This window comes from Helicobacter sp. UBA3407 (assembly GCF_949747025.1).
GTDB lineage: Bacteria > Campylobacterota > Campylobacteria > Campylobacterales > Helicobacteraceae > Helicobacter_D > Helicobacter_D ganmani.
Genome location: NZ_CATKCB010000124.1, coordinates 1 through 13887, shown reverse-complemented (window position 1 = coordinate 13887; position 13887 = coordinate 1). Strand labels below are relative to the sequence as shown.

At 35.2% G+C, this 13887-nt stretch carries 15 protein-coding genes; 9 read left to right on the top strand and 6 right to left on the bottom strand.

The features are described 5' to 3' along the window. Positions 1-5: 5 nt before the first annotated feature. The 5 genes from hisC to Q1553_RS04115 all read right to left on the bottom strand — a co-directional run bounded on the left by hisC (position 6) and on the right by Q1553_RS04115 (position 5894). Entirely contained in the window at positions 6-1109 is a 1104-nt protein-coding gene (gene hisC / locus Q1553_RS04135) for a histidinol-phosphate transaminase (protein WP_115550752.1), read from the bottom strand. A gap of 65 nt (positions 1110-1174) precedes the next feature. Further along, on the bottom strand, positions 1175-2611 hold the full coding sequence (locus tag Q1553_RS04130; RefSeq protein ID WP_115550751.1) for a hypothetical protein: 1437 nt from the start codon (positions 2609-2611) through the stop codon (positions 1175-1177). A 30-nt stretch (positions 2612-2641) separates the two neighbouring features. Further along, positions 2642-4366 carry an AAA domain-containing protein gene (locus Q1553_RS04125; protein WP_300842773.1) on the bottom strand — a complete coding sequence of 575 codons (1725 nt, stop codon included), beginning with the start codon at positions 4364-4366 and terminating at the stop codon, positions 2642-2644. Continuing rightward, the gene (hypD, locus tag Q1553_RS04120) at positions 4326-5447 is read right to left on the bottom strand and encodes a hydrogenase formation protein HypD (protein ID WP_115550750.1); all 1122 of its coding nucleotides are present in this window, start codon (positions 5445-5447) and stop codon (positions 4326-4328) included. Before hypD ends, Q1553_RS04125 begins: the two co-directional genes overlap by 41 nt. Positions 5448-5450: 3 nt before the next feature. Continuing rightward, on the bottom strand, positions 5451-5894 hold the full coding sequence (locus Q1553_RS04115) for a hypothetical protein (RefSeq protein ID WP_115550749.1): 444 nt from the start codon (positions 5892-5894) through the stop codon (positions 5451-5453). 69 nt (positions 5895-5963) lie between these two features. Here Q1553_RS04115 and truB point away from each other — a divergent pair, with 69 nt between their 5' ends. From truB to Q1553_RS04070, 9 genes are read left to right on the top strand one after another with little or no spacing between them, the layout of a single operon-like run. Beyond that, positions 5964-6806, top strand: a complete 843-nt coding sequence (gene truB, locus Q1553_RS04110) for a tRNA pseudouridine(55) synthase TruB (protein ID WP_297571279.1) — start codon at positions 5964-5966, stop codon at positions 6804-6806. After that, on the top strand, positions 6800-7036 hold the full coding sequence (csrA, locus tag Q1553_RS04105) for a carbon storage regulator CsrA (RefSeq protein ID WP_115550747.1): 237 nt from the start codon (positions 6800-6802) through the stop codon (positions 7034-7036). The genes truB and csrA overlap by 7 nt, the downstream gene beginning before the upstream one ends. A gap of 5 nt (positions 7037-7041) precedes the next feature. Next, complete coding sequence (locus Q1553_RS04100; RefSeq protein ID WP_115550746.1) at positions 7042-7905, top strand: 4-(cytidine 5'-diphospho)-2-C-methyl-D-erythritol kinase; 864 nt, start codon at positions 7042-7044, stop codon at positions 7903-7905. Next, positions 7902-8360: an SsrA-binding protein SmpB gene (smpB, locus tag Q1553_RS04095; protein ID WP_115550745.1), complete on the top strand. Its 459-nt coding sequence runs from the start codon at positions 7902-7904 to the stop codon at positions 8358-8360. The genes Q1553_RS04100 and smpB overlap by 4 nt, the downstream gene beginning before the upstream one ends. A 47-nt stretch (positions 8361-8407) precedes the next feature. After that, positions 8408-8836 carry a TonB-system energizer ExbB gene (gene exbB / locus Q1553_RS04090; RefSeq protein WP_115550930.1) on the top strand — a complete coding sequence of 143 codons (429 nt, stop codon included), beginning with the start codon at positions 8408-8410 and terminating at the stop codon, positions 8834-8836. Continuing rightward, positions 8833-9222, top strand: a complete 390-nt coding sequence (locus Q1553_RS04085) for a biopolymer transporter ExbD (protein ID WP_115550744.1) — start codon at positions 8833-8835, stop codon at positions 9220-9222. The genes exbB and Q1553_RS04085 overlap by 4 nt, the downstream gene beginning before the upstream one ends. 10 nt (positions 9223-9232) lie before the next feature. Further along, positions 9233-9415 (top strand): hypothetical protein, encoded by a 183-nt coding sequence (locus Q1553_RS04080; protein ID WP_115550743.1) that lies wholly within the window; start codon positions 9233-9235, stop codon positions 9413-9415. Positions 9416-9433: 18 nt separating this feature from the next. Continuing rightward, complete coding sequence (locus Q1553_RS04075; RefSeq protein WP_115550742.1) at positions 9434-12118, top strand: hypothetical protein; 2685 nt, start codon at positions 9434-9436, stop codon at positions 12116-12118. Beyond that, complete coding sequence (locus Q1553_RS04070; protein ID WP_115550741.1) at positions 12118-12873, top strand: OmpA family protein; 756 nt, start codon at positions 12118-12120, stop codon at positions 12871-12873. The genes Q1553_RS04075 and Q1553_RS04070 overlap by 1 nt, the downstream gene beginning before the upstream one ends. A 1-nt stretch (position 12874) precedes the next feature. Here the strand turns inward: Q1553_RS04070 and Q1553_RS04065 are convergent, their stop codons facing one another. After that, a complete protein-coding gene (locus tag Q1553_RS04065) occupies positions 12875-13789 on the bottom strand; it encodes a phosphatidylglycerol lysyltransferase domain-containing protein (RefSeq protein WP_115550740.1) in 915 nt (304 codons plus the stop codon). Positions 13790-13887 lie beyond the last annotated feature (98 nt).

The window sequence follows — 13887 nt, the reverse complement described above, 5'->3', positions numbered from 1 at the left end:
TAATCCTATCTTTCATCTAAGTATTGTTCAAATAATGTAAAAAATTTCTTGTTTTGTTCGTGTGTTCCTAATGTAATACGAATTGCATTGAGACCATAAGAAGCGAGATTTCTAATAATCATACCTCTTTGTAATAAATAATCTGCAATTTGTGTAGAATCTAGCGGAGATTCAAAATAATAGGTAATAAAGTTGGTATAACTTGGAGTGTATAAGAAACCTTTTTCTTTGGCAAAACCCTCAAAACTAGGCATTTGCATTAGGTTATTTTGGAGGCTTTTTTGGATATGTTCTTGGTCTTTTAATGCTTCAAGTGCTGCTGCTAGAGATAAAGTGGTGAGATTAAAAGGTGGGCGAAGTTTCAGAAGAGCTTGGATAATCTCTTGTTGTGCGATTCCATAGCCTATACGCATACCGCCCAATCCATAGGCTTTTGAAAATGTGCCTAGATAAATTGCGTTAGGAAATATTTCAATAAGTGTTTTTGGATTAATAGCCTTAGTAGAATCTTTTGCTTTTGCGTATTCTTGATAAGCTCCGTCAATCACAATGAGACAATTTTCATCTACTTGTTTTAAGAAATCAAAAGTTTCTTTTGAATCCAAACATTCCCCTAAAGGATTGTTAGGGATACACAAAAAAATTATTTCTGGTTTGTGTTGCTGATAGGATTCCAAAAATTCCTTTAAATTGTGTTGATGACTTGCTGTGCGAATAACTTCTGCCCCTACGGCTTTGGCATAAACTTCATACATCGCAAAAGTGGTTTTTGCCATTAGAATTTTACTTTTTTGATTGGCTTTAGCGTGAATACAAAATTCAATGATTTGGTCGCTTCCTGAACCAATAATAATTTCGTTGCTTTGAACTTTGTAGAACTGGCTTAATGCTTTCTTTAGCGCAAACATAGAATCATCGGGGTATAAATGTGCATTGCAAGCGTTTTGAATGATTGCTTCTATTGCTTTTGGGCTAGCCCCTAAAGGATTTTCATTGGAAGCAAGTTTGACGATTTCATTTTCTGGGATTCCGAATTCTCTGACGACGAGTTCAATAGGTTTCCCTGCTTCATAGGTTTTAATAGAATCAAGCGTGGTGTTAAAAGTCATCTAAATGCCCTACAAGTAAAATAATTTTGCTATTGTAGCAAATTTTAGCCTAAAAGGTGCAAAATTTACAAAATCATACGCATCATATCAATAAATTGGTCTGTGCTACCTTTGGTAACAAAATAAGAGATTCCTTCTTTTTTGGCGTTTTGCAGGGTTTCCTCACTCATTCCTTTGGATATAATAGCGCAAAAAACAGGAATCCCAACAGAATCCTTAAACATTTCAATGTATTTTTTTCGGAAAGCTAAAATATCCATTTCCTTGACTTCCCATTCCATTACAACAATATGAAACTCTAGTGGTTGAGATAAACGCAGATTGTCTCGCGGGTCGCTGGAAGTAGAAACTTGTAAATCACTATCAAAGTTTCTTAGATATTCTTTGTAATATTTACCATCTTTGGGGTCTTCTTGAATCAGCAAAATATTTCTCTTAGAAAAGGCTTCAAGATATTTAAGTAAATCAAAAAGCCCTTTTGTTTCTTTGCGAATCTTATTGTGGTCTAAGCTACGCAAAAAATATTTCAAAAATGTTTTAGAGCTATAAGTGCCTGTGATTCCTGCTTCAATAAAGAATCTTCGCACGCTTAGGCTTCGTTTTGCTCTCTCCCACAATAAAAAGTCTAAATCATACGCTTTGGCATTCAAAAGCTTGATAAAATCTTTCTTTAGTTCTTTTGTGAGAGGCAAATAATTTTTTAAAAAAGGTTCAAAAAACTTTTCTGAAAATTCTTCTCCTGCTTTGGTGATTTTGGCTAATTTTTCCTTTTGTTGGGAGAGATAATGCAACAAATCCACATAACGTTTGCGGAAATTTTTGAGGTTATTTTGTGCTTGAATATAGCTTGCGCTGCTTTTATCGTGGCGCGCAGCAAATTGATTTTCCATATTTTTAAGTGCTTCTCCCATAGAGGCTTGCTGGATTGTAGTGCTTTTGATGATAGATTGTGTAGTTTGGATTAATTCTTCGTTTTTGACAAATTCAATTTGATGTGCAAGAAATATTTTTTCGTAAGAATATTGTGGAGGGTAAGAAGATTTTTTGATAAAAGATTCATATTCTTTATCTAATTTTCCAAGTTCGGATTTTAGGTTGCTTAAAGCTAAGTTTGGAATCGTGCTATCTAGCTCAAAAAGGTCATTGTAAGCTGTAAATAAGAATCTTTTAATGCGTAAAAAATCCAAATCTTTATTGGAGTTAATGTCTTTTTCATAATGTTTGATGAGATTTTCAGTTCCACCAAAATAATCATAAATACAATCTTTTATGCTTTTAGTTTGGTGAATTGCAAATTCCTCTAGCGGAACTTTTTTAGGACGCACGACACTCACTTGTTTCTTGTCGTCTGTGAGTTCAAATTCTACTTCCATATTGGGCGTAATTTCTTTGAAATCTCCGTCCCATACGCGTAAGTCAAATTCAAATTTGCGTTTGTTGTGTGCTTGCTCAATTAAACCCCGCTTTTTTTGAGCATTTAATCCAACCAAAAAACCATTCATTCTGCGCCTTATAATAAAATCTTGATTATATCAAAAAATTTTATTATAAGGTTTGGCAATTTGCACTAATTGACTTAAAAATTGATTTTTTTGTCTTAACCAATAAGTTTTATCACAAATTAAAATAATTCCCTTTTTTGCTCGCGAAAAAGCAACATTGAGTGCAAAAAGTGCTTTTTGATTGCTAGAATCATTAAGATGATAATGCAAAATGACAGGTGAAAAAAGGACATAATCAAATTCTTGTCCTTGTGAAGAATGAATCGTCCAAACACATTCTTCTTTATAAAGTGCAGGCATTGTTTTTAGGATTAATTGCCTCTGATTTACAAAAGGTGTGAGAATCGCAAAGTCTTGATGTGCATTCAAAAATTCACGTGCTAAGTTACAGCATTGTAAGGCTTCATTATAATTTGCTTTATCTAAAGGTTGTGTTTTTGGCATTTGCGAAATATCTAAGCAATGTAGATAAGTTTTTGTGTTCAATCCTTGAAGGTTATTTTTATAAATATAGGTATTAAGCAAATGTGCGAGATTATTACCATAGCGATAGGTTTGCGTTAAAGTAAAAACTTGTGAAATTGGGGGATTTTCACTAGGAGAGGTAGAATCCAAAAATAAATTTTCCTCTTCAAAATTTCTTTGAATCTTGAAAAATTTTTCCATAAAAAGCGAAGAGTATTGCCATAATCTTGAGGGTTTCCATTGTGATTCTTTGAGATGAGCAGAGCTTAATATGCACACGGGTTGCAGTTGCTTATGGTCTCCTAGCAGTGTAATAGGCTTATTAAATGCGCACAAAGGCAAGGTTTTTATCAATGGAGCAAAACCTGCTTCATCAATGAAAAAATGCTCAAAATCTATTGTATGCAAATCGTTTCTGCGCAAAAAAGTATCCAAAGTCATTGCAATAACCAAAGAATCTTGTAAGGATTTTTTATAATCTATCGCTTTATTTTCTAGCAATAAATCACAATTTTTAGGGAAATTTTCGGCGAATCTTTGGCTGGGTGTGCCAAGTCTTAGTATTTTACAAGTTTCAATCCCGATTGCATCTAAATTAGCAATTAGAGTTGTTAAGCATTGCTCCAGTGCGTTGTTTGTCGGAGCAAGAATCGCCACTTTACAATTTGCTTTGAGATAAAACGCAAGGGCGTGCAAAAGCACCACTTTTGTTTTGCCACTCCCTGCAGCTCCCCAAACATAGCAAAATGGGCTTTCAAAGATTCCTTTAAGCGCATTGAGTTGTTCTAAATGTGGTGGAGTTGGCAAGTCTTTTAAGGATTCAATATCAGGCTTTAAAAGAGGTGGAATCGTAGGGAGTTTTAAGGTATGTTCTTGCAGATAAAAATTCATCACATTGACAACAAGAAATTTTAAATCAGAAATCAGTTGCAGGGATTCCTTTTGTGCAAATAACTTTTTGCAAAGCCTTTCCTCCATACTTAAACTAAGCACTTTGGATTTTTCATCATAAGAAAGAATGCTCATTGCTTCTTCGGATTCTTTTTCTAATATAAATTCTTCTGTTGGAGTGCGTAGAATCAAGCTTTCTGTGCTTTTGAGCTTGTATTCTAGTTGCAAGCTCAATCCAAAAATATCTTTAGAGATATTCCGAATCTTAACAATCTCAAGACCCTTATCATAGGTTTGCATATATTGCAAATAATTTTCTGCTGCACAAACCAAGAAATCTTGCGTTTGGGTAGTTAGATTAAGCAGGGCGTATTCCTTGATATTTGTAATACGCAGCACAAGCCCCTTCGCTACTAACCATACAACTTCCTAGAGGATTTTGTGGATTGCAAAATTTACCAAAAAGTTTGCAATCAAAAGGTTTTTTGTTGCCTCTTAGAATCTCTCCACATAAGCAACCCTTATGTTCTTCCTTTGCGATTCCGTCTAAATGTTCTTTAAAAAGAATACTTGCGTCGTAGTTTGCAAACTTTTTTTTGAGGCGCAAAGAAGAATGAGGAATCTCTCCAAGTCCTCGCCAATAAAAGTTGTCGTCTAGTTCAAAATAGCGTTGGACAAGTTCTTGAGCCTTTAGATTACCTTGTGCAGTTACGCTGCGCGCATATTGCGTTTCTACTTTTGGTGTTTGGTGTAGCACTTGTTGGACAATGCTTAAAAGACTTTCTCCTACATCTACGGGCTCAAATCCGCAAACTACAATAGGAATCTTAAATTTTTCTAAAAGAGGTCGGTAGATTTGAGAGCCTGTAATCACGCTCACATGAGAAGGTGCTAGTAATGCGCTAATCTGGCAATCTGGCGCGCTTAAAATTGCCTCAAGAGGAGGTGGCACTAAAACATGATTGCAATGTAGCGAAATATTATGGAATCCCAAAGCAACGACTCGCTCTAAGAGTGCAGCAGACATTGGAGTTGTCGTCTCAAAACCAATGGCAAAATACACGACGCGTTTTGTGGGATTCTCTTTAGCAATTTTTAAAACCTCCAAAGGAGAATAAACAAAACGCACATCAAACCCTTTTGCTCTTGCGTTTTGTAAGCTTCCATAGCTTCCGGGCACTTTAATCATATCTCCAAGTGTAACCAAAATCACATCTGTTTGACTTGCAATTTTGTAAGCACAATCAATCCGATTCTTTGGCATTACGCACACAGGACAGCCCGGTCCATGCACAAATTCTATTTTATCAGGCAAAAGTTCTGGTAAGGCGTATTTCATAATTGTATGTGTATGTCCGCCACAAACTTCCATAATTTTTAAAGGTTTTGTTAGATTCTTGCTTAATGTTTTTAGGGCATTAAAAGTGCGCGTAATGGTTTGAGTATTGCGGTAAGTATCAATGTAGGGATTCTCTATCATTAATTATTCTTGTAAAATTTTTAAGATTAAGCCATCAAAATCTTGTGAATAGGGCGGATTAAAGCCCATTACAGGAATCTGATAACTTTGCGTGAAGTCTTGCGTGTGCGACGAAGTGATGACTTGCACGTGTAGTTGCAATAAATAACGTGGCACAAGGCTAAAAGAAGCCATAGGAGAAAATTCCTCCCTAGATTCGTTGTAATAATCCGTAAAATAAAATCTTACTTCCTGTAAATTGGAATTTGGAGCTTGTGCGTAAAGAATCTTGAAGCGATTGATAAAAGTATCTGCAAAGTCTTTTGGGACAACATCAGTGTTGAGTGATTCTATATATACAAGCTTAGGATAGGGTAGGTTGGGATTTGCCAAGGGAGATTTTGCGCAAGCGGCAAAAATCCATAAACTGACACTTAAAAGAAAAAATGTTAGAATCTTATTTTGCATTTATAAATTCTCACTAATTTTTGAATTTTAAAGTGCAAATTCTATCAAAATAAATGAGGATTTTAAAGTTTGAATCGTATTTTTGTTGCAAAAAAACCACTTTTTGTTTCTTCTAATCATTATTTAAGCTCCTTAAAACATCGTTTTGGCGAGAAAAAAGCAGGCTTTAGCGGAATCTTAGACCCTTTTGCTTGTGGTGCATTGCTCGTAGCATTTGGGCAATACACGAAACTTTTTCCTTATTTGAAAAAATCTCCTAAAGTCTATCAGGCAACACTTTGGCTAGGATTGCAAAGTGATTCGTTAGATTTAGAAAATGTGCGCACATTGCATTGCGTGCCACTATTTTCTCAAGAAAAAATAGAATCTATTTTGCAGGATTTTGTAGGAATCGTGCATTTTGTCCCTCCAAAGTATAGTGCCAAAAAGATTCAAGGCACGCAGGCTTATAAATTAGCGCGAATCGGGAAAGAGGAGCTTTTAGAGCAACATTTAAAAGAACAAACAATGCAAATCTTAAAAATAGAGTTTTTGAACTATGCACACCCTTTTGTGAGCTTTAAAGCATGGGTAAGTGAAGGGGCTTATATTCGTTCTTTGGGGGAATTGATTGCCAAAAAGCTAGGTTGCGTTGGTTCGCTTAGTTATTTAGAACGCATTAGTGAAGGAGGATTACATTATGAAGGAGAAAAAGCACTCAATCCTTTAGAAATTCTCCCTTTTAAAAAAATAGACGCGCGCAAGGATTTTGCTCTGCGCTCTTTGATGCAAGATGGCAAGAAATTTTCCCCAAAAATCTTGAAAATTGACGAATTTGCAAAATATATAGTGCAATTTGAGGATTTTTTCTCTATAATTTCATTTCAAAATCAAAATTTAGAATATTTAGCAAATAGGATTCCTTTATGTTGATTTTATCAAGAAAAGAAAATGAAAGCATTACCATTGGAGAAAATATTACAATCAAAGTTATTTCTATTGATAAAGGCAATGTAAAGATTGGTTTTGATGCACCTCCGGAATTATTGATTTTGCGTGAAGAATTAAAGCTTGCAATTTCTGAAGAAAACAAAAAATCGCTTCAACAACAAGCGCAAAGCAGTGTGCTTGATAAGCTTGTCGCAGCGAGAAAGAAAGCCTAAAAACAATGATTTGCGATTCTTCGACGCAAAACAATACTTATCTCTCCTATGCAAAAATCAATTTATTTTTAAAAATTGTTGGTAAAGATTGCTTCAATGGAACAAGTTATCATTTGCTACAATCACGTTTTATGCGAGTCAAAAGCCTTTATGATACATTGACTTTTTATTGGGATATGCCTGCTTTTGAGATTGTGGGTACTTTTGATTGCGCAATGGAGCAAAATACTATCTATAAGGCTTATCGTGCCCTTCTGCCTTATCTTACAGAATCGCAAAAAGCAACATTAAAACATTTGCAGGTATGGGTAGATAAGAAAATACCAAGCGGTGGGGGATTAGGTGGAGGAAGCTCTAATGCTGCTTGTTTTTTGCAAGTTGTTTCTCAATCTCTTAATTTGGATTTAGATTTGCAGGCTTTAATGGAGCTTGGGGCGCAAGTGGGGAGTGATGTGCCATTTTTTTTGAGTGGGTTGGAGATTGCAAATGTTGAAGGGAGGGGAGAGATTGTGGAATCTTGTCAGAATAGCAAGGAATCACAAGATTTTGCGCCTTTTGAAGTAGAAATCATTATGCCAAAATTACATTGTAACACCACAAAAGTCTTTCAAAAATATTCCGATTCCTTTTATGATGAAGCGAGGATTTTGCAAACAAAAAAGCAAAATTGGCTACAAAAGTCAAATGGGGAGATTTTGCACAATGAATCGTTTGAAAATAATGATTTGTTAGCTCCTGTTTTGACGCTTTATCCAGAATTAGAATCATATTGCAAAAAAAATTTATTTTTGAGTGGAAGCGGGAGTTGTTTTTGGCGCAAAAAACCTCAATTCAAAGAGCCTTTTAATATTGCAAGGACAACACAATGAAAATTATTGCAACAAACAAAAAGGCGACTTTTGATTTTTTTATTTTAGAGCGTTTGGAAGCAGGGATTGAACTTAAGGGAAGCGAAGTGAAATCTATTCGTGCCGGACGCGTGAATCTCAAAGATAGTTTTGTAAAAATCATTCAAGGAGAGGCATTTTTATTTCAAGCACATATTGCGACTTTATCTACGACAAATTTACATTACAAACCCGATGAAAAGCGTCCGCGCAAACTGCTTTTGCACCGCAAAGAAATTGACAAACTCTTTGGCAAAAGTCAAGTTTCTGGTATGAGTATCGTGGCATTGAAACTTTATTTTAACGCGCGCAATAAGGCAAAATTGGAAATTGCCCTAGCTAAGGGAAAGAATTTGCACGATAAGCGCGAATCTTTGAAAGAAAAAATCCAAAAACGAGAAATTGCGCAAAGCTTAAAAGAAATGCAAAGAAGATAATAAAATAAAGCAAGAAAGGAAAAAAGTTGGAATTGTCTTTAAAAGAAATGGTAGAATATGGAGTAATTGGTGTTTTATTGCTAATGAGCATTGTAGCACTTTGGGCAACATTAGAGCGATTGTTATTTTATAAATACATTAAATTAATTCTTTATGCCAATAAGATAGAATTAGAAATAGACCTTTCAAAGAATCTTACTTTGATTGCGACGATTGGCTCAAATGCTCCTTATGTTGGACTTTTAGGAACGGTGTTTGGGATTATCATCACTTTTGTGCAGATTGGACAATCAGGTATGGTAGATACTGCAAACATTATGACAGGGCTTGCTCTTGCGCTTCAAGCCACAGCGGGAGGGTTGCTTGTTGCGATTCCAAGCATTATCTTTTATAATCTTTTAACGCGCAAAAGTGAAGTTTTGGTCGCGCAATGGGAAATTATGCAAGAAAAAAAGGCAAATAAAGGCGTGCAATGAAAAGGTTTCGGAGAATGGATAGCATTAATATCGTTCCTTTTATTGATATTATGCTTGTATTGTTGGTGATTGTTTTAACAAGTGCGACTTTTATTGCACAGGGAAAGATTCCAATTGCGCTTCCGCAAGCGCAAGGTTCGGATAAAATCACACAATCTTTGAAAAATGTTGAAATTGCGATTGACGCACAAGGGCAATATTATTTGGATAAAATGCCGATGAGTTTAGAATCTATTCAAAGCGAAATTTCAAAGATTCCAAAAGAAACACCAATTTTGTTGCGTGGAGACCAAAAAAGCTATTTTGAAAAATTTGTCGCTTTGGTGGGGATTTTAAATTCTAGCGGACATAATAATGTAGATGTGCAGGTAGAACAAAGTCGTTAAAAGGGGATTAATGTTCAGAGAAAATTATGATTTATCAATGATTATTTCCGCAGTTGTTACCTTTATGGTTATAGTGTTGGCAATTCGTTTTGTGTTGTATTTGGCGAATCGCAACAATTCACAGATTCAAAAACCCGATTGGCTAGATGATGAACGTTTTGATGTGCAAACAAAGAAAAATAAACGAAAATAAATTCAATAAGGAAGAGTTATGGAGAATCTAATCATCAATGTAATTTTTACCGCATTTATGTTTGGGCTTGCATTTTGGGATTATCTAAGCTATGGCAAGCAAAAGCATCGTGATTTTAAATCTATTATTATGAGTGCGGGGGTTTTAGGAACATTTGTGGGGATTTTTGTCGGTTTGCAGGATTTTGATGTAAGCAATGTAGAAAATTCTGTTCCTTCGTTGCTTGCGGGGCTAAAAACCGCATTTTATACTTCTATCTTGGGTATGGCATTGGCGATTCTGCTTTCTATTTTACAAAAAAGCAAGGCGGTTAAGACAGACTTTGAGAATATGCTAGATTATTTTTCTTTGCAAGCAGGAAAGTTAGATAAGTTAGAAAAATTAGAATCTTTGGATAAATTACAAGAAATTGTTGCCCAAAATCAAACCCAAATAGAATCTCAAAATGCTTATTATAGGCAACAGGTAAATAATTTTAAGGTTTTAGAGGATAATTTTGTTAAAACCAATGCCGCACTAAAAGAGGCTATGCATCATCTTGCGCAAGGGGCTTCCAAAGAATTAATTGCTGCATTAGAGGGGGTGATTAAGGATTTTAATCAACGCATTACAGATCAATTTGGAGATAATTTTAAAGAATTAAATAGTGCGGTGGCACAAATGATTTTGTGGCAAAACAATTATAAAGATTCTATTGTGGGGCTAGATTCAAGCCTTAAAAGCACTTTGAAACTCTTTGAATCCACCAAAGAATCTTTAGAATCCATTGCGCAACGCAATGCGGAAGTTTTGGAGGTTTATACAGCCTTAGCCCATAGCATTGAAGCTTCACGCATTGAAAACGAAAAACTTTCACATCTTTTGCAGGGTTTTGAAAAAATGCATGAGGACGCAAGTAGAGCACTTGTGAGTGTAGAGAATCTAAGTCAGAATCTGCAAAATACGCATACGCAAACCCTAGAATACACAAAGGAATCTTTAGAGGAAGTGCAAAGATTTTTCATCAAAAGCACACAAACACACCAAGAAAACACGCAAAATCTGCTAGAAAATAGCTTCAAAGCATTAGAAGAAGATGCACAAGAGCAATCCAAAAACTTAAACACATTGCAAAATGCCTTTAACGCCTTTAATCAAGAATATTTGGAGCAAAATAAAGAGCATTTAGGGGAAGCTTTGGAGGCTTTAAAGGCTAAATCTCAAGACTTTATGGAATCTTTAGTGGAGAGCGATTCTGCATTGAAGCATAAAAACTTAGAGATGATAACGCAGATTGAAGGAAGCGTCAAAGAACATCTAAACAGCGTCAAAGAAAACTTTGAAGAGGGTTTGGAAGCGCTAGGAAATGCACAAAAAGAGTCTTTGTTGCTTGTAGAGGAGCAGAGTAAGCGAAGCGATGAAGTCTTGTTGCGCCATTCGAAAGAAATGGAAAGTGCATTAGAAAAAGCAAGCCATACTTTGCAAGAATTAGGCGAGCAAACGCAAAAAAATCTTACTAAAAGTTCCGATACATTAGAGCAGCATATTACAAATGCAGTGTTAAACTTTGATAAACTTTTGGGAAATACCACCAAAACCCTAGAGGAAAATTTCAAAGATTCCAAAGAAACTCTCACCACTCTTAGTAAGGAAATAGAAAATTCTATGCTGACGACTACGAAGTCTTTAGATTCTTTGCTAAACGATACAGCAAATACTCTAAGTCAAAGCACACAAAATATTGAGGAATCTTTGGTGCATACAAACCAAACCCTTATGGAATCGTTTAAAGAAAGCACGCAAAGCATACAAGAGGGATTCCAAAGTTTCAATGAAAATTTAAGAGATAATCTAGCGAAAACTACAGAGGAAATAGGGACAAGCGTAAGCAATCTGATAGAACAGAATCAAACACAAAGTCAGAATTTGAAAAATTTAATGGCAGAAAATGTGAAAGAGTTTAATCAGAGTTTAATCACTATGCAAAAGGAAAGCCAAAACCATAATACAGAGATTCAAAGTCAAATGCGCAGTAGCTTTGGCGAATCCTATAAAAACGCTTTGGAATCTCTAAGTGCCTATTTGAGAAACACAACCAGTGCTTATCAAACACAGCTAACAACATTGGCGCAAAATACTCAAAAAACAAACTTAGAGACTTATCAAAAACTAGGGGGAGAATTGCAAACGCATTTGAGAACGATTGCGCAAGGTTTTGAAAGCAATGCCCAAAAGGTCTTGGCAAGTTCTGAAAATCTAGCAAATCAGTTGCTTAAGACAAATAATGCGCAGCTAGAATCCCATACAAAAGAAGTAATAGCAAGCTTTAATCTGCTAGATAAAAATGTCAAAAATGCTTTAGAATCAATGGCAAAAAACTATCTTGCAAGTCTTGAGATTCTTACAAAGCAAAGCATAGAAACCCCAAGAAATGCGAGTGTGGAGTTATTAAACGAGTTCAATAAATTGCAAAGAAATCTAAGCGAAGCATTGGAAAAAACTTATCTTTCGTTAGAAAGCAATCGGAAAGAAATTGATACGATTTTAAAAATTATAGAATCCAATATTGCTACTTCTCTTCATCAAACTTCTAGTTTAAATGAAAATCTCTGTAAATCACTTGGAGATTTAGACGGAGCACTTTCAAATATTACTTTGGGATTCCGTCAAGACTATGAATGGTTTTTGCGTAGAATCCGCGAGTTAATGGGAGCTAGAGGCTAATGGCAAATTCTTATAAAGGTAATGAGTGGATTAGCATTTCAGATATGATGGCGGGGGTGATGATGATATTTTTGCTTATCGCCGTCTCTTATATGGTGGTGATTAGCAAGACAGAAAAAAAACTCGCGATACAGAATGCCGAACTTTTGGAATTAAACAAGCAGATGAGTGATATTGCAAAAACCCATAAAGATTTGCAAACAGACCTTTATCAGGATTTAGTTTCCGAATTTTCTAAGAATTTAGAACGTTGGAATGCAGAGATTGATATGGACAATACGGTTCGGTTTAAAGAGCCAGAAATCTTGTTTGATCAAGGGCAAAAAGAAGTTAAGATTCGTTTCAAAGAGATTTTAGACGATTTTTTCCCCCGTTATATCAAAATCTTAAGTCAAGAAAAATACAAACAAGACATTGAGGAGATTCGTATTGAAGGGCATACTTCCACAGAATGGCAAAATGCCAATACACTAGAATCGCGTTATTTGGGTAATGCTGAACTCTCGCAAGCAAGGGCATTGGAAGTGTTGAAATATTGTTTTAGCAATAAACAAATTGACGCGCAAAAGCAGTGGCTTATTAGCGTTTTGCGTGCCAATGGATTGTCTTTTGCAAAACCTTTAGAAACTCCAGAGCTTTCAAGACGCGTAGAGTTTAAAGCACTCACAAAAAGCAATCAAAAGATTCTTAAGATTTTAAATGTGAATCAAGAGTTGCAAAATGTGGAGACTTCAGAGATATTGGAGGAAAATTAAGCTATTTTTTAAAATCCATTTTTAAAGTAGCGTCAAATTTGGCTTGTAAAAAAAGTGGATGATAGGATTGTTTGGCTTTGCGTAAGCCCTCAATGCCTAAATCTTCCTCGCGATTCACATAAGAATATGCACTCCATTCGTGTGCTAAAAACTCACGATTAATGGCTTGGTAAGCCCCTTGATATTCAATGTCGGCTTTTTCAATATGAATAACTACGGTGTCGCTATTAAGAGGCTCACCGAAGCTAAAAGCGATAATTTTATCCTCTACACGTAGGATTCCAACTTTAAAATCTAGCTTAGAAAATTGCTTCAGGGATTCTATAATGCCTATATATTCGTTTTTCAAGCCATCACTTGCAGTATCACTGATTTTTCCAAACCAACTTTGATAAGTAGTAATGAGTTCATCTAAGTTTTCAATATTTAATGCTTCGTAAGTAAAGGCATAACGTTCAGTGAAGCGATTTAAATGTGTTTTTTTCTTGTGGTATTTTTTGCCTTTTAACTCAATAAGTTCGGGTGCAGAATAGATATAATCGCTTCTATCCTCACGATAGATAAAGTCAAAAGTATTGGGGAGTAGGGATTCCAACTCCTCTTTATCTACCTGACTTAGAGAATGGATAGAGAATCTTAAACCTTTTGCTTTGCAGATTTCCTGTAATTGCAGAATCGTTTGTTTTTTTCTTCCTAAGTCATTTTGTTTATGAATAGGATAAAAAATAAAAGGATTTTGGTTTGGGTATTGTGTCTTAATGATTAAGCAATCATTAAGAATTATCCAACTAATATGGCGCGCATAATGCCAAAGATAGAGATTTGTAAAAGTTAAATCCGAAACAAGAATATTACAAGAAGTAAAGAAACTAGTAAGCAGTTCTTTATCTTCAATGTCAAGAGGTTTCCATTGCATTGATATTCCTTTAATTGAAAGGAGTATTTTAATACAAACAATTAAAAAGAAATATTAAGCCTTTGCGCATTTTCTTGTTGAGGAAAGAATTTTTTAGT